Source organism: Streptomyces sp. NBC_01478, from assembly GCF_036227225.1.
Taxonomy (GTDB): Bacteria; Actinomycetota; Actinomycetes; order Streptomycetales; family Streptomycetaceae; genus Streptomyces.
This window is the reverse complement of sequence record NZ_CP109444.1, coordinates 1,491,587-1,512,470: the sequence shown is the minus strand read 5'-3', so window position 1 is coordinate 1,512,470 and position 20,884 is coordinate 1,491,587. Positions and strand designations below refer to the sequence as shown.

General features: G+C 68.5%; 21 protein-coding genes and 7 pseudogenes. 16 read left to right on the top strand and 12 right to left on the bottom strand.

Annotated elements, in window-relative coordinates:
• Window positions 1–143 precede the first annotated feature (143 nt).
• From OG223_RS06855 to OG223_RS06845, 3 genes are all read left to right on the top strand, one after another.
• Window positions 144–1,760 (top strand): hypothetical protein, encoded by a 1,617-nt coding sequence (locus OG223_RS06855; RefSeq protein ID WP_329243835.1) that lies wholly within the window; start codon window positions 144–146, stop codon window positions 1,758–1,760.
• A gap of 92 nt (window positions 1,761–1,852) precedes the next feature.
• Complete coding sequence (locus tag OG223_RS06850; protein ID WP_329243833.1) at window positions 1,853–2,920, top strand: Dyp-type peroxidase; 1,068 nt, start codon at window positions 1,853–1,855, stop codon at window positions 2,918–2,920.
• A gap of 290 nt (window positions 2,921–3,210) precedes the next feature.
• Window positions 3,211–3,816: a dihydrofolate reductase family protein gene (locus OG223_RS06845; protein ID WP_329243830.1), complete on the top strand. Its 606-nt coding sequence runs from the start codon at window positions 3,211–3,213 to the stop codon at window positions 3,814–3,816.
• A gap of 452 nt (window positions 3,817–4,268) precedes the next feature.
• Here OG223_RS06845 and OG223_RS06840 read toward each other — a convergent pair.
• Both OG223_RS06840 and OG223_RS06835 read right to left on the bottom strand, forming a co-directional pair.
• Window positions 4,269–4,406 (bottom strand): annotated as a pseudogene (locus tag OG223_RS06840) (IS5/IS1182 family transposase); the annotation flags it as partial.
• Between the two features lie 199 nt (window positions 4,407–4,605).
• Entirely contained in the window at window positions 4,606–5,157 is a 552-nt protein-coding gene (locus OG223_RS06835; RefSeq protein WP_329243828.1) for a hypothetical protein, read from the bottom strand.
• 815 nt (window positions 5,158–5,972) lie between these two features.
• On the opposite strand from OG223_RS06835, the gene OG223_RS06825 reads away from it, so the two are divergent.
• Together OG223_RS06825 and OG223_RS06820 are read left to right on the top strand one after the other, a co-directional pair.
• Window positions 5,973–6,317 carry a hypothetical protein gene (locus OG223_RS06825; RefSeq protein ID WP_329243820.1) on the top strand — a complete coding sequence of 115 codons (345 nt, stop codon included), beginning with the start codon at window positions 5,973–5,975 and terminating at the stop codon, window positions 6,315–6,317.
• Between the two features lie 45 nt (window positions 6,318–6,362).
• A pseudogene (locus OG223_RS06820) lies at window positions 6,363–7,016 on the top strand (TIGR03557 family F420-dependent LLM class oxidoreductase); the annotation flags it as partial.
• Window positions 7,017–7,074: 58 nt separating this feature from the next.
• Here the strand turns inward: OG223_RS06820 and OG223_RS06815 are convergent.
• Window positions 7,075–7,215 (bottom strand): annotated as a pseudogene (locus OG223_RS06815) (transaldolase); the annotation flags it as partial.
• Between the two features lie 333 nt (window positions 7,216–7,548).
• Between OG223_RS06815 and OG223_RS06810 the strand changes: the two are divergent.
• Together OG223_RS06810 and OG223_RS06805 are read left to right on the top strand one after the other, a co-directional pair.
• On the top strand, window positions 7,549–7,911 hold the full coding sequence (locus OG223_RS06810; RefSeq protein WP_329243817.1) for a PRC-barrel domain-containing protein: 363 nt from the start codon (window positions 7,549–7,551) through the stop codon (window positions 7,909–7,911).
• 29 nt (window positions 7,912–7,940) lie between these two features.
• Window positions 7,941–8,114 carry a hypothetical protein gene (locus OG223_RS06805; RefSeq protein ID WP_329265922.1) on the top strand — a complete coding sequence of 58 codons (174 nt, stop codon included), beginning with the start codon at window positions 7,941–7,943 and terminating at the stop codon, window positions 8,112–8,114.
• Window positions 8,115–8,138: 24 nt separating this feature from the next.
• Here OG223_RS06805 and OG223_RS06800 read toward each other — a convergent pair whose 3' ends face one another.
• The gene (locus tag OG223_RS06800) at window positions 8,139–8,972 is read right to left on the bottom strand and encodes a SigB/SigF/SigG family RNA polymerase sigma factor (protein WP_329243814.1); all 834 of its coding nucleotides are present in this window, start codon (window positions 8,970–8,972) and stop codon (window positions 8,139–8,141) included.
• A 262-nt stretch (window positions 8,973–9,234) separates the two neighbouring features.
• On the opposite strand from OG223_RS06800, the gene OG223_RS06795 reads away from it, so the two are divergent.
• Both OG223_RS06795 and OG223_RS06790 read left to right on the top strand, forming a co-directional pair.
• Window positions 9,235–9,405 (top strand): hydrophobic protein, encoded by a 171-nt coding sequence (locus OG223_RS06795; RefSeq protein ID WP_329243812.1) that lies wholly within the window; start codon window positions 9,235–9,237, stop codon window positions 9,403–9,405.
• A gap of 427 nt (window positions 9,406–9,832) precedes the next feature.
• Window positions 9,833–10,939: an ISAs1 family transposase gene (locus tag OG223_RS06790; protein ID WP_329243809.1), complete on the top strand. Its 1,107-nt coding sequence runs from the start codon at window positions 9,833–9,835 to the stop codon at window positions 10,937–10,939.
• 88 nt (window positions 10,940–11,027) lie between these two features.
• Here the strand turns inward: OG223_RS06790 and OG223_RS06785 are convergent, their stop codons facing one another.
• The gene (locus tag OG223_RS06785; RefSeq protein WP_328743970.1) at window positions 11,028–11,396 is read right to left on the bottom strand and encodes a VOC family protein; all 369 of its coding nucleotides are present in this window, start codon (window positions 11,394–11,396) and stop codon (window positions 11,028–11,030) included.
• Between the two features lie 64 nt (window positions 11,397–11,460).
• Here OG223_RS06785 and OG223_RS06780 point away from each other — a divergent pair, with 64 nt between their 5' ends.
• On the top strand, window positions 11,461–11,922 hold the full coding sequence (locus OG223_RS06780) for a MarR family winged helix-turn-helix transcriptional regulator (RefSeq protein WP_329243807.1): 462 nt from the start codon (window positions 11,461–11,463) through the stop codon (window positions 11,920–11,922).
• Between the two features lie 233 nt (window positions 11,923–12,155).
• Window positions 12,156–12,342 (top strand): annotated as a pseudogene (locus OG223_RS06775) (NAD(P)-dependent dehydrogenase); the annotation flags it as partial.
• 140 nt (window positions 12,343–12,482) lie between these two features.
• Here the strand turns inward: OG223_RS06775 and OG223_RS06770 are convergent.
• Both OG223_RS06770 and OG223_RS53920 read right to left on the bottom strand, forming a co-directional pair.
• Window positions 12,483–12,761: a GlsB/YeaQ/YmgE family stress response membrane protein gene (locus OG223_RS06770; RefSeq protein ID WP_329243804.1), complete on the bottom strand. Its 279-nt coding sequence runs from the start codon at window positions 12,759–12,761 to the stop codon at window positions 12,483–12,485.
• A gap of 288 nt (window positions 12,762–13,049) precedes the next feature.
• A pseudogene (locus tag OG223_RS53920) lies at window positions 13,050–13,127 on the bottom strand (LPFR motif small protein); the annotation flags it as partial.
• Window positions 13,128–13,171: 44 nt separating this feature from the next.
• On the opposite strand from OG223_RS53920, the gene OG223_RS06760 reads away from it, so the two are divergent.
• On the top strand, window positions 13,172–13,516 hold the full coding sequence (locus tag OG223_RS06760; protein WP_329243798.1) for a DUF6479 family protein: 345 nt from the start codon (window positions 13,172–13,174) through the stop codon (window positions 13,514–13,516).
• 69 nt (window positions 13,517–13,585) lie between these two features.
• On the opposite strand, the gene OG223_RS06755 is transcribed toward OG223_RS06760, so the two are convergent.
• Complete coding sequence (locus tag OG223_RS06755; protein ID WP_329243796.1) at window positions 13,586–14,572, bottom strand: YihY/virulence factor BrkB family protein; 987 nt, start codon at window positions 14,570–14,572, stop codon at window positions 13,586–13,588.
• A gap of 168 nt (window positions 14,573–14,740) precedes the next feature.
• Between OG223_RS06755 and OG223_RS06750 the strand changes: the two genes are divergently transcribed.
• The 4 genes and pseudogenes from OG223_RS06750 to OG223_RS06735 all read left to right on the top strand — a co-directional run.
• Entirely contained in the window at window positions 14,741–14,869 is a 129-nt protein-coding gene (locus tag OG223_RS06750; protein WP_329243793.1) for a hypothetical protein, read from the top strand.
• A gap of 74 nt (window positions 14,870–14,943) precedes the next feature.
• Window positions 14,944–15,398 (top strand): annotated as a pseudogene (locus tag OG223_RS06745) (FAD-binding oxidoreductase); the annotation flags it as partial.
• Between the two features lie 57 nt (window positions 15,399–15,455).
• Window positions 15,456–17,267 carry a thiamine pyrophosphate-requiring protein gene (locus OG223_RS06740; protein ID WP_329265171.1) on the top strand — a complete coding sequence of 604 codons (1,812 nt, stop codon included), beginning with the start codon at window positions 15,456–15,458 and terminating at the stop codon, window positions 17,265–17,267.
• A 63-nt stretch (window positions 17,268–17,330) separates the two neighbouring features.
• Window positions 17,331–17,614: pseudogene (locus OG223_RS06735) on the top strand (SDR family NAD(P)-dependent oxidoreductase); the annotation flags it as partial.
• Between the two features lie 108 nt (window positions 17,615–17,722).
• Here OG223_RS06735 and OG223_RS06730 read toward each other — a convergent pair.
• The 4 genes from OG223_RS06730 to OG223_RS06710 form a co-directional block, all read right to left on the bottom strand.
• A complete protein-coding gene (locus OG223_RS06730) occupies window positions 17,723–18,211 on the bottom strand; it encodes a flavin reductase family protein (RefSeq protein WP_329243788.1) in 489 nt (162 codons plus the stop codon).
• A 735-nt stretch (window positions 18,212–18,946) separates the two neighbouring features.
• A complete protein-coding gene (locus OG223_RS06720; protein ID WP_329243786.1) occupies window positions 18,947–19,564 on the bottom strand; it encodes a class F sortase in 618 nt (205 codons plus the stop codon).
• Window positions 19,565–19,625: 61 nt separating this feature from the next.
• Window positions 19,626–20,285 (bottom strand): hypothetical protein, encoded by a 660-nt coding sequence (locus OG223_RS06715; protein WP_329243783.1) that lies wholly within the window; start codon window positions 20,283–20,285, stop codon window positions 19,626–19,628.
• 263 nt (window positions 20,286–20,548) lie between these two features.
• The gene (locus OG223_RS06710) at window positions 20,549–20,779 is read right to left on the bottom strand and encodes a DUF5133 domain-containing protein (RefSeq protein WP_329243781.1); all 231 of its coding nucleotides are present in this window, start codon (window positions 20,777–20,779) and stop codon (window positions 20,549–20,551) included.
• Between the last annotated feature and the right edge of the window lie 105 nt (window positions 20,780–20,884).

The following is a 20,884-nucleotide window of genomic DNA, read 5'->3' as shown; positions in this document are numbered from 1 at the left end:
GACAAGGACGGCCCGAAGTCGCGTACGGGCGCGGCGACAGAAGCCTTCGTGCGCGTCATCGACAAGCTGCCCGACATGCACCTGCCCGGGCACTTCCCGGGCTCGGGCTGACACGCGAGTTGGGGGCTCGAATGGATCCGCGTGTGGCTCTGGAGGCGTTGAAGCGCCGGGCCGAGGAAGGAGAGTCGCCGGAAAGCCTCTCCCACTCCGCGCTCGACCTCGTCGGGCGATCGGCTGCCGAGACTGCCGTGCCGTTCGATGACGAAATCCGGCGGATGGCGGTACGCCTGGCGGGCGGCACCATGATCCACGGTGGCCGGGTCGCGGGGGAGGATCGACTGCGCGGGGCCAGGGTCCTGGCCGGGTTCCTGCACGCACTGGCCGGGCGCGGAGTCCATCTCATCACCCCCGACGAGCCTCAGGCACAAGAAGAGGGGGAACGGGCAGCAGCCGTGTACGGCCCGCTGGGAGTGACCGTCGGTGTCCTGCGGACGGACATGAGCCGGACAGAGCGCAGAGCAGCGTACGGCGCCGACGTCACCGTCGGGGCCTACCGCAGGTTCGGCCTGGATCTGCTCCATGACCGGCAGGCCATGGCCCCTGAGGACCGCAGCCGCCGGGATGCTCCCGCCGCGGTGGTGAAAGACCCCGGACACGTCCTGGTCGCCCCCATCGCCGAGCCGCTGACGCTGGTGGAGGACGACGCGTCCCAGGCGCACGAACTGCGCAAGGTGGCCCGACTGACGGCCGCCTTGAGCGACGGCCAGGACTATGCCGTCGATACGGACCGAGGAGTGGTGCGGCTGACTCCCAAGGGCCGCAACCGACTTCACGATGCCTTCGGAGTGACCGACCCGGCGGGTATGGAGACGCTGCTGCTGGAAAAGCGCGTCGGAGAAGCGGTCCTCGCGAACCACCGCTACGTACAAGGGCGGGACTACGACGTTGCCGGCGCCAAGGTGGTGCCCGTCTCCTCCGGGGAACTGCCCAAGGGAGTGCGCCTGCGCGGCGGGCTGCTTCAGGCCATCGAGGTCAAAGAGGGCCTGACGGTGAGCGATGCCCAGTGGGTCACGACGACGGTCTCGGTCTTCGAGTACTTTCGGCGGTATCCCCACGTGGGCGGTACCTCGCTGGCGGAGCTGATGTTCACCGCCGAGCTGGAGGAGCTTTTCGGGCTCACGGTGTGGGATCTTCGAGGACCCGACGAGCTGAGCACCCAGCAGCAGTACGCGCAGCAGATGGCCGTATACCTGGACCTGAACCGTCGTATCGCCAGGTGGAGCCGACTGGGCGAGCAGCAGCGAGCCGAACTGAACCAGCTGCGTGACCGCAGCTGGGAGCCGCACGAACTGCGGACTCTGCTGCGTCATTCGGTCGGCGAAGCGGTCAGGGAGGAGCTGCGACGCAGTGACGGCGATCCCCGGCGACTGCGCCGTGGACTTGGCGAGTTGGCCAGCGGCCTCGCGTCGGAGCGGCTCACAGATACCGGGGATCCGCAAAGGATCGCGGACACCGTGCTCACGAATGCGCGGAGCGTCTGTGACGACCGCCTGTTGGCGGACCTGGACACCCAGCGCGGAGGCGTGCAGTCCGCGGTCGACCAGGCAGCCGTCTATCAGGCCCAGGCCGAGATGTATTACCGCGATCTCCACTGGCCCGATGACCTCGCGGCCTTCGAGGAGGCGCTGACGGGAGTCCATGAGGGACTCCGGACGCAGTTCGGCCGTGCGGTGGCCCGACACACCCTGCGCCGCAACTGAGCCTTGTTTCCTGGGGACTTACCGCACAGCCACCGGCAGACCTTGAAGCGGCCCATGAACAACTCGATCACTTCCTGAAGGACGGCTCACTGATGATGCGAAGCAGACGTGGAGTCCTGCGCACCTCTGCTGCCGCGGCCGTCGGAGTCGGCGCCCTGGGCGTTGTCGGTGCTGCCGCGCTGAGGGGCGAGTCAGGCCACGGAAAATGGACTCCCGCACACTTACGCGGAGCAGTGCCCCTCCCGTATGCACAAGTAGTTTCGCTTGACCTGGCCACCAGCGAAAAGCACCGTGTTGATGCCCTGCGGGCGGCGTGCCGCTCCGTCGCAGCCGCGGACGGCGGCCACACTGCCGCCTGGATGGCACTGGGTGCAGATGGTTTTCCCCAAGTCGCGGATGCACCGCGGCAGTTGAAACGGATGCCTACCTTCGCCGGCGACGTACTCGATCCGGCGCAGTCACACGGTGATCTCCTCCTGCACATCACCGGAACCTCGGCCCGAGCAGTGAGCGATGCCACCGGCCGGACACTGCGGGCGTTGCCGCAATGGGACGTGCGGTGGCGCCCGGACGGCCACCGTCCCGAAAACCACACCGAGCAGGGTCGTGGACTTGCCCGCAACCCGTTTCACTTCGCCGAGGGCTACGGCAACCCCGACACGCCCACCGAGACCACCGAACGCGCCACGATCAAAGCCGGCCAAGGCGAGCCGGTCTGGGCGGTGGGGGGCAGCTACCAGGTCATACGGATCATCCGCCTCGCCACCAACTTCTGGGACCGGGACACGGTCCATCAGCAGGAGCGCATCATCGGCCGCCGTAGAGACGGACGATGGCTTGACGGAACCCCCAGCACCGAGCAGCCCGCATTCGGCGCAGACCCGCAGGGCAAGATCACACCGCTCGATTCCCACGTCCGCAAGGCGACTCCCGACCGCCGCAACCCACCGCCCCTGGTCCGCCGTGGCTACAACTACCAGCGCGCCGCCGACGATCAGGGGCTGATCTTCTCCTGCTTCCAACGCGACCTGGCGCACGGCTTCGAAGCCGTGCAACACCGGCTGCAGGGTGAGGCCATGGCCAAATACACCCTCACCGTCGGGGGCGGATACTTCTTCGTCCCGCCTCCCGGCGAGAACTGGCTCCAGGCGCTGGCCTGAAGATGAGCTGCTTCTCTCGGCGCGGATGAACGACATGTGATCTTCGCCGTCGTACGCCTGATGGTGTGCCGAAGCCCTGCCCTCCGGCTACGGGGTAAGCCGAAAGGCAGGGCGGTTCATCGGCGGAATAGTCGCGATGGTGGACATCGGGGTATGACGCGCTGCCGAGGGTCGGCCAAGAGGTACCGCACCTCACGGCGACGGCCCCCAGTGGTGCGCCTCGACGGCTCCGCCGATGAGTTTTCGGCGGTCGAGCCGTCTACCCGTCAACGAGACGAAGGGAGCGCACCATGCGCGAGATCATCGTTTGCACGTTCATGACGCTGGACGGCGTCATGCAGGCGCCGGGCGGTCCGGACGAGGACGCGGAGAGCGGCTTCGAGCACGGCGGCTGGCAGAAACCGGTGGACGACGACGAGGTCGGCGCGGCCATCGCCGGCTGGTACGAGCACTCGGACGCGATGCTGCTCGGCCGCAAGACGTACGAGATCTTCGCGTCGTACTGGCCGACCGCCGATCCCGGCAACCCGTTCACGGACCGGATGAACGGCATGCACAAGTACGTGGCGTCCCGGACCCTGACGTCCGTCGAGTGGCAGAACTCCACGCTGCTGGAGGGCGACACCGTCGATGCCGTACGCGAGCTGAAGGCGTCCGACGGCGGCCCCATCAACGTCGTCGGCAGCGGCGAACTCGCCCAGACCCTCATGAGGCACGGCCTCGTCGACGAGTACCGGCTGACCATCCACCCGGTGATCATCGGCACCGGCAAGCGGCTGTTCGCCGACGGCGCGATCCCCACCTCGCTGGAGCCGGTCAGCGTCTCGACGACGAAGGGCGGCACGGTCGTCGGCGTCTACCGGCCGAACGGCAAGCCAAGCTACGACAGCTACTAAGCGGTTTCGTTCCCGATCACCGAGCAGGCCGGAGGAGATGCCCCGACGGTTGGCGGTGCCAATGGTCCATGACCGGCACCGGATCAGGGGTGGTTCCTCCCGACGGCAAGGTCAGGAAGCTGGTGGAGTGGGTCCGTCGTCTTGTTCCTCCTGGTAGGCGGGTCGGTAGTGACCGTGACGCGGGGGAGCGTGGCCAGGTCGTTGAGCACGGGACGCTGCCCGGGAGGAAGAAGAGGCGGGCGCCCCGAGGGGAGTTGTGAGGGCAGGCCGTCCGGGTGCGCGGTCGCCTCACTGCACTTGCTGCCACGGAACGGCTGCTGACCAGGTGCTTTCTCCATGCCTACGGCGGCTTCGGGCCGGAGTGAGGAGGGCGCGGACCACGCCGACGATGCCGTACTGGGCGAACTGGCCAATGACGGTGTGTGTCGGCCTGCCGGTTGCCCGAGGATTCTGAGCACCCGAAGCACGTAGTTCGTCCGCCAGTAGGCCGTCACCAGCAGCACGCTCACCAGCTTGCCGAACAGGCGAGGGCTCAGCCCGGTGAACGGGCCTGTCCAGGGCGGCTCAGTTGCCGTGATCTCACGAGTCACCCTGGATCATCCCGGTTGCAGGCGGACGGATGCGTACGGCCATCACCCCTTCCGGGCGGTGGCCGTACGCTTTCCTGCTACGGGGCGTCTGGACTGTGAGAGCCGCCTTCACGGGAGGTGTCGGAGCCGGGGTGAACCAACCCCTGGGTCGTTCTGACGACCGTGCCCGCGCACTCCGGCGAAACGCCGGGTTCTGCGGTCAGGCCGGGTACACGTAGCCCTCGACTCGGACCAGGCTGTAGCCGGCGGCGTAGGCCGAGTCGATCCCCGCCTGCGTCGCGGTGACGAAGTTGTCCCCCAGCGCGCCGTTCCAGAACTGGTAGAGCGGCACGGTACCGCTCACCTGTGACGTGTAGACGTAGGCTTCGATCCCGGCGAGGGTGTAGCCGGCGGCGTGCGCCGAGTCGATGCCCGCGGTTGTTGCCGTGCTGAAGTTGTCTTCTCGGCTGCCGCTCCAGAACAGGTACAGGGGAACCGTGCCCGGATCCTGGGTTGCCAGGGCCGATCCCTCCTGCCTGGCCAGCGAGTAGTTGGCGGCTATCGCGCTCTGCTCCTCGGCGGCGTTGCCACTGGTGAAGTTGTCGCCCCGCGCCGCGTTCCACCAGAGGAACAAGGGGGTGCGGGCGGCTGCGGCAGCGGCGGCAGGTTTGGCGGGGGCCGCTTGGGCTGTTCCCGCCCCTGCCAGGCCTAAGCCGGCCGCGATTGTGGTCATGCCAGCCAGCAACATGCCGACCAGTCTGCGTCTGTTCATGTCTTCTCCTCCTGGCAGAGACTGATGATCTTTGTCACGCTCACTCATGTCGCCCGCGAGTGTTGATCGCCCGTGTCCCGGTGCCTCAGAGAGTGCCCGTAACGGCGTGTCAGGGCATGAGTAGCGATTACTCAACCCGGGCGCGACGTGGCGAGCACGGTTCAAGATCTGTGGATCGGGGCGCGAAGCGCCAGGCCCTCCGCTGGTCCATGAGATCGACGACCGCTTCCACGAAGTCACCAGCTATTGCGGAGACCACCGAGGCTGCCCGCCCTTCGCTGTGCCCGGTCCAGGACCCCAGGTCCGGAGTGTCGAGGTCCGCATCATCGTGGGCCCGCTGGGTACCCGCGCCCGACACCCACCCCGCGCGAGGAAGCGAGGACACCGTGAGCGAGCGCCGCCCGGAAGCCCCCGGGAACGGAGGGGGACCGAAACCGAAGCCCATACCGAAGCCGAAGCCGAAGCCGAAGCCGAAGCCGATACCGAAGCCAATGCCGAAACCGATACCGAGGGACCCGCCCGACCAGCAGGCCGGCGCCGACGATCGGCGCGAGCCGGAGGGGCGTGATCCGAAGATGCCCGACCCGAAGATCCCCGACACGGACGAAGCCGGCACCGGGCGGAAGGGCGCCGCGCAGTCCGGCGGTACACATCCGGGGCAACCCGTGCCTGACGAATCGACGGGTTGACGGCCCACGCGCCGGTGAGCCGAGGCGGGATCCGCTCGGCCGTGTGCCGCCGCCCCACCCCCCCGTGAACGGGTGCGTCTGATCATCCGCGTCCCGCCGTATCCAAGTTCGAGGAGAGTGAGCCCGATGGCCACCGTGTCTCTCACCGGAGCGTCCAAGGAGGACGCCGCCACCGTCTTCGGCGTCCTGCGGGCGGCGTTCCCCACCGACCGCCCTGCCGGTGACGTGCCCCAGGAGCAGCCGGACGACCGAACCGCCGTATGGACCGCGGAGTTCGAGCCGACGCAGGAGTGGATCCCGACCGATCCGATTCCCCTGGAGGGCTCGGTCTCCGCCACACTCCAGGGCGATTACCTCGCCGTGGACCAGTTGTTCGAAGCCCTGAGCACCGCGTTCGCCGTGGACCACTGGGGCGCGGCGTCGGGAGACCAGGAGAAGGAGGTCGACCTGCGCCTCGGGACCAAACGGTGACGGGCGACCGCACTCGCGCAGCCGACCCACGAGGAGATGAGCGACATGGTGCGGATCGGGTGCACGATGATGACCGAGCAGGCCGGTCCGCGAGAACTCGTCGGTCACGTGGTCGGCGCCGAGCGCGTCGGCTTCGACTTCTCGGTCACGTCCGACCACTACTTCCCCTGGCTGGAGTCCCAGGGCCACGCCTCCTACGCGTGGAGCGAGCTCGGTGCCGCCGCGCAGGCCACCGAACGCATCCCCCTCATGACGTACGTGACCTGCCCGACGACCCGCTACCGCCCGGCCGTCGTCGCCCAGAAAGCCGCCACCCTGCACCTCCTCTCCGAGGGCCGCTTCCGCCTCGGTCTCGGCTCGGGGGAGAACCTCAATGAGCATGTGGTGGGCGGTGGTTGGCCCGCCGCGCACGTCCGCCTGGAGAAGCTGGAGGAAGCCGTCGAGATCATCCGCGCGCTCTTCGCGGGCGAGAACGTCAACCACCACGGCGCCCACTTCGACGTGGAGAACGCCAAGTTGTGGGACCTGCCCGCCGAACCCCCGCCGATCGGTGTCGCCGTCTCCGGTGACCGCTCGTGCGAACTCGCGGGCCGGCTGGCCGACTTGCTGATCGCCACCGAACCCCGGCCGGAACTGATCTCCGCGTTCGACCGCCACGGCGGCACAGGCAAGCCCCAGGGCGGCCAACTGCCCATCTGCCCTCGCGTTCCAGGGTGTCGGTCATGTCCGTGAAGTCGATGCCCGTGCGGCCCAGTTCCTCGAAACGGGCGGCGGCCGCGGCGTAGGTGTCGGCGACGGGCGCGGCGGCCGGGACCCGACCGTGGTCGGCGAACGCGTCGAGCGTGCCGGCCGGCATGGTGTTCACGGTCCCCGGGACGACCAGTTCGCTCACGTACATGGTGTCGGGGTAGTCGGGGTTCTTGACGCCGATCGACGCCCAGAGGGGTCGCTGCGGACGCGCTCCGGCCGCCGCCAGTTGCTGCCAGCGGGCCGAGCCGGCCGTCGTTAGTGGGGGCGCACCTCGGGGCGTACGGAGCCGGGCTGCCCCGTGGACGTCATTCCTGCGTGCCGGGAACCCAGAGTGGGTCATGGGGAGCGTCGGTTCCCACGGTCCGGCTACCCCCGGCATCGCGTCCGACCCACCTGAAGGCGCGCCATTTGCCGGGTTCGGCTGGTGTCAGGGGCGATCTCCGGGGAACCCGTTCGGTACCAGCGGCTCAGGAGACAGAACATGACCACGATCCACGCGGCCGACATCCGTGAGTGGCGCAACCGCAACGTCGTCGACTCCGAGGGGCACAGGATCGGCGTACTCGAATCGATCTACGTGGACACCGCCACCGACGAGTCGGCCATGGCCACCGTCCGCATCGGACTGCCCACGCGTCAGCGGCTGGCGTTCGTCCCCCTCGGCGACGCGATCCTCGGACCCGACTACGTCAAGGTCACCTACCCGAAGGCGCAGGTGAAGAAGGCGCCGTCGATCGGCACGGACGACATCCTCCCGGCCGAGGGAGAGGAAGCGATCTTCCAGCACTACGACATGGACTACCGGCCCGGCGCAGGCGGCGAGCGGCAACTCGCGCGCCGCTGACCCGCCGCTCGACCTGAAGGTGGTGTTCCGTGATGGTTCTCTTCCTGCTGCTTGTCCTGATCGCCCTCGTACTGGGAATCGTCGGGGTGACCGCGCACGGCCTGGGCTACCTGCTGGTGATCGGCATCGCCGTGCTCGTGGCGGCCTTGGCCCTTGTCGCCGTGCGCTGGTCTCATCGCTCCGGCAGCCGCCCCGTTCGATAGGGCGACGGCGCGGTGAACGGAGGACTACGCGTCCAGGAGACCGGTGCGGAGCTTGGCCAGGATGCGGCCGAGCAGGCGGGAGACCTGCATCTGGGAGACGTTCAGCTCGCGGCCGATCTCGGCCTGGGTCAGCTCCTGGCCGAAGCGCATCTCGATGATGGTCCGCTCCCGCTCGTCGAGTCGGCGCAGCAGCGGGCCGAGCGCGTGCAGGTCCTCGAACAGTTCCAGGGCCGGGTCGGCGTCGCCCATGGTGTCCGCGTACGTCGGCCCGCCGGCGCCGGCTTCGCTCTCGCCGCTCGGGGTGTCGATGGAGCCGGCGACATAGCCGTTGGCGGCCAGGAGCCCCTCGACGACCTCGTCCTCGGTCAGACAGAGATGGGCGGCGAGTTCCTTTGGGGTCGGGCTGTGGCCGAGCGCGGTGGTGAGTGACTCCTTGCCTTTGGCGATGTCGACGCGGAGTTCCTGGAGGCGGCGCGGGACGTGCACGGCCCAGGTGGTGTCGCGGAAGAACCGCTTGATCTCGCCGGCGATGTAGGGGATCGCGAAGGAGGTGAACTCGACCTCGCGTGTCAGATCGAACCGGTCGATTGCCTTGATCAGGCCGATGGTGCCGACCTGGACGACGTCCTCCATGTCACCGCTGCCCCTGTTACGGAACCGGCGGGCCGTGAACCTGACCAGGGACAGGTTCATCTCGATCAGGGTGTTGCGGACGTACTGGTACTCGGCGGTGCCCTCTTCCAGTGAGGGCAGCCGGTCCAGGAACAGCCGGGACAGCGCTCGCGCGTCTTTTGGGGCGACCTTGTCGGCGTCCTCGATCCACGGCAGTGCTTCGACGACGTTCACGGAGGGCGTCATGGCGCCGCCTCAGGTGCAAAAGCAGGATGAACGCTTTCTGTGCGCTCCGGCCGCATCCGTCTCGGCGATGCCCCGCCAGTCAGTCGGGGGTGGGAACGCTCGGCACGGTGGTTTCCCACCACACTACTCCTGACCCCTGGGCTTTCATCCGGCCGCCCCATGGGAAATTCGAATTCCCTGGAATCGCAGGAATATACGCTCGAAATTCCAGGGCGTGAAGCGGGAAACGCGGGGCAGATGAGGGGGCGGAGGTTGATAAATCATGGTTCCCCTGCTTGTAGTTCTACTTCTCGCGCTGATCCTTTTCGGCGCAGGGTTCGCCCTCAAGGCCCTGTGGTGGATCGCCGTCATCGTCCTGGTGGTCTGGGCGCTGGGCTTCGTGGTCCGGCCCGCAGGCACCGGCGGCCGTAAGGGCCGCTGGTACCGCTGGTAAAGAAAACCCAGCTCATGGGCCCCGTCGACCACCGTCGACGGGGCCCATGAGCGTGCTGCGGCGGACACTGATCCGCTCAATTCCCGCTCAATTTCCCGCTGAATTTCCCGATCTGACCGGTAGGGGTGTATTTGCGGGGCAGGGGTATCCGTGCGGCCGGAGCGATCGCTGTTTCGCAGGGAAACTCGCGGCCTCCAGCGCCTTCCGTTCCGGCCGCTTTTCGGCGGGTGCACGCAGACCAGGACATCCGTTGTCCGACACCATTATGGTCAGGGGCCCGGAAAGGTCATGAAGTTAGGCCGTGACCTGCGGTGTCATAACTGCCGCGATGTGCCCGGCGGGTCTGAGGGTGGCGGGCGGGGCCCGGGCGGAACGATGGAAGCTCTCACACTCAGCGTCGTCTGCCACGAAGGACGCCCGCCCATTCATGCCATCTTCCTCCCTGACGGCTGCTGCCCGCAGCCAGTACCTTCTTGATCTCCTTGCCCAGCTCCCCGACCCGCGGAAGAGACGCGGGCGGCGGCACTCGCTGGCTGGGCTGCTTGCCGTCGGCATCGCGGCGGTGACCGCGGGCTCAAGGTCGTTCGCCGCGATCGGCCAGTGGGCCGCCGATGCCGGGGCCGACGTGCTGGCCGGGCTCGGAGCGGTCCGCGGGCCAGCAGAGGAGTCCACGTTCCGGCGCGCGTTCGCCCTGATCAGCGCGGAGGTACTCGACCAGGTCATTGGCGCCTGGCTTTACACCAGGGCGACGCAGGCCGACAGCCGGCTGGTAATCGCGGTCGACGGCAAGGCCATCCGCGGCGCCCGGAACAGGGAAGGGAAAGCCCCGCACCTAGTCGCGGCCCTGGCGCACGGTATCGGCGCGGTCCTCGGCCAGGTCGCCGTGGACGCGAAGTCCAATGAGATCCCTGCCGTCCGGGACCTGCTGAAAGCGTTCACTGACCTGGCCGGGGCGGTCATCACGGTCGACGCCCTGCACACGCAGAGCGACACCGCGCAGGCCATCACCGGCCGGCACGCCGACTACGTGATGACCGTCAAGGCCAACATGCCGACCCTGTACAAGCAGCTGAAAAAGCTGCCCTGGACCGCGATCCCCGCGACCTCGGCCGTGAGCACGGGCCACGGCCGCCGGGCCCGCCGCACGATCAAGGCCGTGCTAGCGCCGGCCTGGATCGAGTTCGCCGGCGCCGCCCAGGTCGCGCAGGTCCGCCGCACGGTCACGAAGAAGGGCAAGAAGACCGTCGAGGTCGTGTACCTCATTACCAGCGACCGCAGCGCCGATCCCGCCACCCTGGCGGCCTGGGTCCGCGGCCACTGGGAGATAGAAAACCGGCTTCACTGGGTCCGCGACGTGACTTATCAGGAGGATAAATCGCTGGTCAGGACAGGAAACGCGCCCCGTGTAATGGCCTCGCTGCGGAGCCTGGCCATCAGCCTGCTGCGCTTGGACGGCCAGGCCAACATCGCCGCCGCTAACCGCCACCACGCCCGCGACCCGCAGCGAACGGTAAAGCTGCTTCAAACTGCATGAGCGGCTTTGCCGTGTCCCTGGCGGCTGGCCTGCCGTTGTGAGAAGCCCGCTCAGGGCGCCTGCCGCGCCGGAGACCAGGCCGCCCTGCTCAGCCGCGGTCGTGGAGGGTCACCTGGTAGCCGTCGGGGTCCGCGAACGTGAAAGTGCGGCCGAACGGCCCATCGACGGGCGCTGAGACGATCGTCGTGCCGGCGGCGGCGAGGGCGTCGTGGATGTCCTGCGCGTCGGGGGCGTGCAGCCACAGCGCCATCCCCTGGCCCGGCTGCGTGATCGCGTCCAGGTCGACGTCCGCGACGACGTCGCGGACAGCGAACGCGATCGGCTTGGTGTCGAACACGACAGCGTGCGGCGGTCCTGCGTCAGAGCGCTTCAGTCCCAGGTACTGCTCGTAGAAAACGGCAGAGCGCTCCAGGTCGCGCACCTGCAGTGAAATGAAGTCGGGTCCGGTAACGGCCACGATTCTTACCTCCTCATGGTATGTCAGTCTTCTGACATGCCGGAATGTATGTCAGACTACTGACATGAGTCAAGGCGAGCCCGGAATCGAGCTGGACACATCGCTGGGGTACATGCTGAAGGCGGCCGCGAGCGCTCTGCACTCCGCCCTGGAGGCCGTGCTGAGTCCGCTCGGCATGACGATCACCCACTACTCCTGCCTGGAGCTGCTCGCCCAGCGACCGGGTCTGTCGAACTCCGAGCTTGCCCGCGGCGCCTTCGTCACCCGGCAGTCGATGAATGTGCTCCTGCAGGCCCTCGAGCGCCAGGGACTCGTCATCCGCCCAGCGCGGGCACCCGTGGGCAGGGCCCTGCCCACCGAGCTGACTGCCCGCGGGCGCCGCCAGCTCGAGATGGCCAGCGCCGCGGTTCGCCGCGTCGAGCAAGACATGCTGGCCAATCTGGATGCCAACGAACAAGATCAGATGCGGCGCCTGCTCACCACGTGCATCGCCTCACTGACCGAACCGCCCGCATCGGCGACGTAACTGCTCCGGAATTTACGACTTTGCCGTGTCCCTGCGTTATGGGAAGGGCGCGACGACGTGGAAGGTGATCTCCAGCACGGTGCGGGTCACCACCGCGATGTGCACAGCGACCTGGTCCTGTAGGGCCAGCGCGTCGGCGTACCCCTTTCCGGCAGGATCTGCTGCACAGCGCAGGAACTGGCCTCGTCGGCGGCGACCTTGAGGGCGGCACGGGTGTCGCGCAGGTATACCAGGGCCGCACGGCTGTGGCCGTCCCATGCGAGGTCCGGGAGGAGGAGCAGTGCCGGCGGCTGGTCGAACGGGCGGTGCCGGAACGGGGGCGTAATGACATCCCCATCAACAACGCCGCCTATCAGATGTCGCAGCCGAACGGCATGGCCGCGATTGCCACCGGGGCGGTTCGACCGCGTCGTACACACGGTCCCCGGCGAAGTCGCTGTCATCACAGACATATGCGCCGGTCGGTCGTCTTTCGCCGAAGGCCCGGGCGCACTGACGGCTCCCGTCCTGGGAGTCAGGGGGGAGCCGTCCAGATGGTGCAGATCTGTGTCGCCGATGGGTCAGGCGTGGCGGTGAGAGCGTCGGTTGCCGGTGACGAGGCGGTAGAGGAGGAGCAGGACGAGGGAGCCTACGATTGCCGCGATCCAGGTGGAGATGTCGAAGAATCCGTCGATGGAGTCGACCCCGAAGACCACCTTGCCGAGCCAGCCGCCGAGCAGACCGCCGGCGATGCCGATGAGCATGGTGACGATGGTGCCGCCGGGGTCCTTGCCCGGCATCAAAATCTTGGCGATGGCGCCGGCGAGCAGGCCGATGATGATCCACGCGATGATTCCCATGATGCGTCTCCGCTTCCTTTTCTTCGGACAAAAGCTGTGTCAGCTCTTCGTGTGCGCCGAACGGGCCCGAACAAACGTCTCGTTGCCGGATCGCGGCATTGCCCGTTCAGCGCTGTCCTCTTCGGTCGCGGTGGGTCAGTCGGCTCTGGGGGTGGTGCGGAAGACCAGTTGCCTCAACGTCAACCTGTCGCACCGCATGCACGTTGACGTCTCGTGGGTATCTCGGCTGCCCGCGGCGGCAGTTGGGCCGCCGCCGGTCTCGTTCACCTCGGTGGAGGCCCCGGACGGCGCGTCGAACTCCTCGGTGTCGACGGTGGCGATCGCGCCGCCGATGCTGCGGAGCACGTCTGCGACGGCACGGAACATGAAGACTTCAGAGGGGGATACGTCTTTGGGGGTACCCGGGAGCGATGAACACATCGAACATGGAAGTGGCCGCGTCGAGCGGAGCGGCCCTCGGCGTCTTTCCGCTGGTCGCCGGTCTGATCCTCGTCGTCGGGCTGATCTGGGCCGTACGGCTCGGTATCAGGGCCCGTCGGCGGGAGTCCGCGCCGCCGCGCCCGGAGGAGCAACCCCGGCTGCCGGAGTCCGGGCCGACCCACGAGGTGCAGGAGATGCGCGAGCCCAACGAGATGCCGCACGCGAAGGACGAGAGCGAGCGACTCACCCCGCACCAACTGTCCGGGGGCGGTACGTCGGGCAGTCGGCGCAGTGAGGACCAGAGGCGCCGGCGTTGGGGCTCGGGTTCCGCGTGATCACGGGTTCCGTCCGCGGCGAAGAGGCGTCCTGCGTCCGCTCGGCCACCTCCTCCGTCACGAGCGGCGTCACTCCGTCCGGCGGTGGTCCTCCTTCCTCCAGGCTCGGGTGTCCCGGGGCGGGAGATACGGCTCTTCGCCCTTGGGGAGCCCGCCGGCCAGGGCACGCTGGCGGGCCAGTTCCGCGTCGAATTCGAGGCCGAGCAGGACCGCGATATTGCTGATCCACAGCCATATCAGGAAGACGATCACGCCGGCGAGCGTGCCGTAGGTCTTGTTGTACGAGGCGAAGTGGGCCACGTAGAACGCGAAGCCCGCCGAGGCGATCATCCAGACCAGCAGCGCCAGCACGCTGCCCGGAGTGACCCAACGGAAGCCGCGGCCCTTCACGTTGGGCGCCGCCCAGTACAGGATCGCGATCATCGCCATGACCAGGATGACCAGCCCCGGCCACTTCGCGATCGACCACACCAGCAGGGTGGCGTGCCCGATTCCCAGGGCGGAACCGGCCGCGCGGGCCAGGCCGCCGGTGAACACCACGATCAGCGCGCTGATCACCGTCAGGACCAGCAGCACCACCGTGACGCCGACCCGGATCGGCAGCACCTTCCACACGGGGCGTCCCTCGGGCATGTCGTACACGACGTTGGCACTGCGGATGAACGCCGCGATGTAGCCGGAGGCCGACCACACGGCGACGACGATGCCGACCACGGCCACGATGGAGCCGAGGCCGCCGGTGGCCTGGAGCTGGCGTACGGCATCGCCGATGATGTTCCGGGCCGAACTCGGCGCCAGTTTCTCGATGTTGTCCAGGACCTGCTGGGTCGTCGACTTGCCGGCGATGCCGAGCAGTGAGACCAGGACCAGCAGTGCAGGGAAGAGGGAGAGAACCCCGTAGTACGTCAACGCGGCGGCCCGGTCGGCGAGTTCGTCGTCCTGGAACTCCTTGACCGTGCCCTTGAGCACCGCCCACCAGGCCCGCTTCGGCAGTTTGCTGGGCCTGTCGGGCGAGTTGCGTTCTACCCGCTGTCCGGGTCCGGGTGTCGATGGCATAACACTGAGGTATCCCGCCCCGGCTCGACCATGCGCCGCCGTCCCTGCCGCCTTGGCCCCTCAGCCGTTGAGGATTCCCGCCCTTCGCCGCCCTCACCTCTCTGATGTGCCTGCACAGAGATCAGGTCAAGTCCCTTTCGGGCGGCGGGCGTTCATATGCAGGTGGTGGTGAGCGAGGTATCGGCCGGGTCGTTCGTACGCGACTTCTTCGACGCCTTCTGCCGCGCTGACTTCGCCAAGCCTCGGCAGGACTTCCGCGACCGGGCGCCGGCACCGTTCACCCCGGCCGAACGTTAGCCGCCCCGATCACCGGGAACCCGTCCAACGCATCCGAGCGGCCCTCCACGTCGGGCGCTCGCTGAGGGGAGCCGATGGTGATCGAGGCGCGTGGATCGGAGACGGCGCTGGACACGCGTGCCCTCGAGAAGGCGCTGCGCGGGCGGTTCGACGGCGAGGTGCGGTTCGACGCGGGCGGCCAGTGCACCAACACCGCGCTGGTCATCGACTGGACGAAGTACTGCAGCGCGCATGTGTCGCCAAACCGGGCATCGTCCTGGACGAACTCCACCGCCAACTCTCCCACCACCGGCTCCAGTTCGGCCCCACCTCCGACTACGAGTACGACGCGATCGTTGCGGCCGGCGGCCGACGCGCCGAGATCCATCAGGGGCGACGGCGGATCATCGACCGCACCATGCCGGACGTACGGTGCGGCTTCCCCCGCATCCCGCGCGCTCGTCGGCAGCGAGGGCACCCTCGTCACCGTCCTGCGCGCCGCACTGGACCTTGTCCCGTCCCGCCGTACGAAGCCCTCCTCGTCCTCGGCAGTGGCCGGGACCTATTGGTGCCGCAACCGGCAATCAGCGCGATGAGAGGAACTCCCGTGTCCATCAAGGTGTCCGACTACGTTCTCCAGCGGCTCCGCGAATGGGACGTCGACCATGTCTTCGCCTATGCGGGCGACGGCATCAACGGCCTCCTTGCCGCGTGGGGCCGCTCCGACAACAAGCCGAAGTTCGTGCAGTCGCGGCACGAGGAGATGTCCGCGTTCGAGGCCGTCGGCTACGCCAAGTTCTCCGGCAAGGTCGGTGTCTGCGCGGCGACTTCGGGCCCCGGGGCGATCCATCTCCTCAACGGGCTCTACGACGCGAAACTCGACCATGTTCCGGTCGTGGCGATCGTCGGACAGACCAACCGCAGTGCCATGGGCGGCAGTTACCAGCAGGAGGTCGATCTGCTGAGCCTCTACAAGGACGTCGCCTCCGAGTACTGCGAGATGGTGACCGTCCCCGAGCAACTGCCCAACGTCATCGACCGCGCCATCCGCACCGCGTACGCCAAGCGGACCGTAACGGCGGTCGTCATCCCCGCCGACGTACAGGAGTTGACGTACTCGGAGCCCACCCACGCCTTCAAGATGGTGCCGTCGAGCCTCGGCCTGACACACTCCGCTCCCGTCCCGCCGGCGGCCGAACTCGCGCGCGCCGTCGAGGTGTTGGACGAGGGCGAGAAGGTCGCGATCCTGATCGGGCAGGGCGCGCGCGGTGCCCGGGCCGAGGTGGAGGAGATCGCCGAGGTGCTCAGCGCCGGGGTGGCCAAGGCGCTGCTGGGCAAGGACGCGCTGGCGGACGATCTGCCGTACGTGACTGGTTCGATCGGTCTGCTCGGCACCCGCGCCTCCTACGAGATGATGCGGGACTGCGACACGCTGCTCGTGATCGGCTCCAGCTTCCCGTACACCCAGTTCCTGCCGGAGTTCGGGCAGACCCGGGCCGTGCAGATCGACATCGACCCGTTCATGATCGGGCTGCGCTATCCCTTCGAGGTCAACCTCGTCGGGGACGCGAAGGAGACGCTCAGGGCCCTGTTGCCGCAGTTGAAGCGGAAGAAGCACGGCTCGTGGCGCAAGAAGACCGAGATGGCGACGGCCCGTTGGTGGGACGTCATGCAGCGGCGGGCCGCCCTGGACGCCGACCCGATCAACCCCGAGTACGTCGTGCACACCCTCGACGGGCTCCTGCCCGACGACATCATCCTGGCCGCCGACTCCGGATCCGCCGCCACCTGGTACGCACGGCACCTGCGGATGCGCGGAAACATGCGCGGCTCCCTGTCCGGCACCCTCGCCACCATGGGGCCCGGTGTGCCGTACGTCATCGGCGCCAAGTTCGCCCACCCCGACCGGCCCGCGCTGGCGATCGTCGGGGACGGGGCCATGCAGATGAACGGCATGGCCGAACTCATCACCGCCGCCAAGTACTGGCCCGAGTGGGAGGACCCGAGGCTGATCGTCGCGGTCCTCAACAACCAGGACCTCAACCAGGTGACGTGGGAGATGCGCGCCCTGGCCGGCGCCCCGCAGTTCCTGCCCTCGCAGGCACTCCCGGACGTGCCGTACGCCGACTTCGCCCGCTCGATCGGCCTCGACGGCGTGCGGGTGGAGAAGCCGGGGGAGGTGGAGGACGCCTGGCAGCGGGCGCTCGGTGCCGACCGGCCGTTCGTCATCGACTTCCGCACCGACCCGGCCGTACCGCCGATCCCGCCGCACGCCACGCTCGAACAGATCGAGGCCGCCGCATCGGCCGTCCTCAAGGGCGACAGCGACCGGGCCGGCATGATCCGCCAGGGGTTGAAGGCGAAGGTCCAGGACATGCTCCCCGGCGGCAAACAGCGCCGGGACAAGCCGGGGGAGTGATGGCCCCGCACACCGTCGTCTTCACCGGGGCCGGTGTCGGCATCGGCCGGGCCACCGCACGGCGCCGCGCTCCAGCGCATGGTCCCGCGGGACGCCGGTGTGATAGTGCAGGTCGGCTCAGCACTCGGCGACCGCTTCATCCCGCTCCGGTCCGCCTACTGCGGTGCCAAGCACGCCGTCGACGGCTTCACTTACAGCGCACGCACCGAACTCATGCACCAGCACAGCCACGTGAGCATCACCGTGGTGCGGATGCCGGCCGTCAACACCCCGCAGTTCTCATGGGTGTTGACCCGGCTGCCGACATACCCGAGCCCGTACCGCCCATCTATCAGCCCCAGGCGGCACTCCCGCGACACCCCGGGCTAGTGTCGGCCGCCGCGACGGGCGCGGTGGTGGGTCTGGGAGCGGTGATACGGCGGAGGCGACCGCGCTGGCCCGGGAAGGGGTGCCGCTCAGTCCGCCGGGTGGCCCGGAGTGATGGAGTGGGCGTACTTGAGCGTCAGCAGAGGGGTGTGGCCGGCCGCGAGATTCTCCGTCGCCTCCGGCGCGAGCAGGAAACCGACGTGGTCACCGCCGCCGACCCGGTTCTCCACCCGGCCGACGAACCAGGCGGGAGCCTCGTCGAGGATCAGTGATCCGCCCGGCCCCGGATGCCACGGGACGTCCGTGAACTTGTCGGTACGGTCGCCGGTCTCGCCGCCGAAGAGCCGGGCCAGCCGTTCCTGGTCGCGGCGGAGGAGATGCACCGTGAGGCGGTCGGCGCGCTCGGCGACCCGGTACGTCCGGTTGGCCTTGGACAGCCAGACCATGAAGCGTGCGGGCCGGATCGAGCACTGCGAGGCGAATCCGACCAGACAGCCGGCTCTCTCCCCGTCGGCCTCGGCGGTCACGACGTACAGCGGATAGTCGAGCAGGTCGGTGAAGGGGTCGAGAACGGTCACGGCGTTCGGCTCCCGCCTGAAGGGATCGGATGTCGGCCCAGCGTTCAACGGTTCCGCGCCCCGGTCGGCTCACGACGCGCGGGGCGGGGCACGGACGCGGTACGACCGGGGTCCGTGGGTACCCAGGACACCCACGCCCATTCGACGCCATGAGGCCAGCTACGAGGTCATGAGGCCATCTACGACGCCGTATACGAGGCCATGAGGCGATCTAGGAGAGCCGTCGCGGTGGCTGCGCCGTCCGAGGCCGGGTCCGCCCGGGGCGAGCACGGCGCTTCGGAACCGTGCGCGGTCCTGGGGAACCTGAGCAGGACGACTGTGGGCCGGTCCGGTTCTTCGGCCCGGTGCAAGGGTCGAGCCGCTTCGTATACACACGGCGTGCTCGCGGCTCGGGACGGGCGTAAGGAGGCGGCCCGCGGGTAACCGGAGCGCGATGGCGGGGGCGGCGCACTGCCTGGGGAGGTCGCGCGCCGCTCCCCGCCGGACTTCCCCGGCCTCCGCCCACCGCGTGTGTCTCGGCGTCGTCGACCTACTGGGCTGATGCGGCGGAGTCCTCCGCAGGTTCGGGGGCGGTCGGTCGCGGCCGAGGGCCTTGGCCGGTTGTTGTCCGTCCATCGACGAGCGGCCGTCGATGTCGCGCTTCTTCGCCTCCGCGTACGCCTGGTCCTCGGACACGCGGGCGGGCCGGTCACCTCGCCTGTGAGGTGCCGGCCGGTTCCGCATCGCTCTTCGTGCTCAGGCTCGCTGCTTCCTGACCGAGACGAGGTGGGCGAAGACGACGACGTTGGCCGAATAGCCGTGCTTCTTGTCGAAGCTTCCGCCGCACGTCATGAGCCGGAGTTCGGGACGCCTGGTGGTCCCGTACACCTTGTTGTCGGGGAACTTGTCCTTGGCGTACTTCTGCACCTCGTCGACGGTGAACACGGCGGTCGTCCGGTCGGCCCGGGTGACCTTCACCAGGTCGCCCGGGTGCAGGGCGTTGAGGTTGAGGAAGATCGCCGGCCCGGTCGTGGTGTCGCGATGACCGACGATCAGCGAAGGTCCCGCCTCGCCGGGTGACGGACCGTTGCGGAACCAGCCCACCACCTTCGGTCTGCTGAGTGGCGGAGCGCCCAACTGACCCTTCTTGTCGAGGTCGAGGCCGGTCACCGGGGCCTCGATGAAGATGGCGGGAATGGAGATTTTCACCGGCCGCGAGCGCGCCAGGGGTGCGTGCGGGGCCTGTCGGGCCGGGGGAGCGCCGCCGCCCGCGGCGTCATTGGCACGGGCGGCGGTGATCGTGGGACTGTCGGAGGAGTCTGAACACGCCCAGACGACACCGGTCACCAGCGAGAAGGTCGCACACAGCGTCATCGACAAGCGGCACGCACGACTGGGCCCCCGTCGCCGCCGCGGTCGCGGCCGTAGGCGGTGGTTATACGTCGTGGCGGGCACGGCGGCGCGCGGCTCGGCGGACCATGACGAGCGCCGCGATGGCGATCCCACCGGCGGTCAGCGCGGTGGTGGTGCCGGTGTTCGAATCGCCCTCGGAGCTGAGGTTCTGCATGTCCGGGACACCGCCGCCGCCCGCGGGCACACCGCCGCTGGGCTTGTGGTACTCGGTGCCCGGGCCGATCGCCGCGGGGCCGCGACCCTGCTGCTCCGGCCGGCCCTGCTGGCCGTGGCGGCGGCAGTCCACCGAGAACCGCCGCTGCTTGGGGCCCGCCGGAGTGATCCACACCAACTGATACGTGCCGTGCGGGATGAGGTACTTCGCGCTGTGCGCCGAGCCGTTGATCAGCGGCAGCGTGCTCTGCAGGGTGTCGCCCGGCGGGATGGTGGGGGGCTGCGCGGTGATCGTCCAGGCGACCGCGGGGAACGACTCGAAGTTGCTGGCGACGAGGACGAACTCACAGACCTCGACCCCGTCGCTGCCGCGCGAGTGCCAGTCGACCGAGCGGACGTCGATGTTGCCGCTGTCGCCAGGAGCGGCATAGGCCGCTCCCGCTCCGGCGACGGTGGCACCGGCGACTGCGACGGCCACCGCGGCACTCCCGAGGATGCCGCGGGAGCGGGAGGAAGAGGACATGACCATGCTGGACGCCTTCGAGCCGGAATGATTGTCGTACTTTTCGACCAGGCCCGTAATGAATGCCATAAAACGTCACAGCATGTGACGAGACACCGCGAAGGAGATCGGAAACAACTCAAATGGTCCATTGCGCTACGCGGGGCCGGTGGAGTCCGCCGTACACGCCGACGGCTCCCGTCCTGTGGACCAGGGGGAGCCGTCCAGTTGGCGTGGGTGTATGCCCTCGGTCGCCTTGTGCTGAGTGAAGGCCGCAGAGGTACGAGGTGTCAGCCCGCGCTGATTACGGAGTCGTCCTGGGGGCGTGCGCCGGGCAGTTGATGACGGGCGGCGACGAGAGCGACGTCCACGTCCTGGGTGCCGGTGGACACGCACAGCGTGTAGGCGACGTCGTCCATCCTCCGCCGTGTGGCGGGGCTGCCGTTCTCGGCGTGCAGTGCCCGCAGGGTCTCGTACCGCTCGACCAGGTCCTTCAACACCGCGGGGTGAGCCATCAGCACCAGGGGTCTCCATTCACGTGAACCCGTCATTGGCGGTGCGAATACCCCCGGTCCACGCTCCCATGCGATCGCTCGGAGTCGGGGCGGGCCGCGTGACACGCGTTG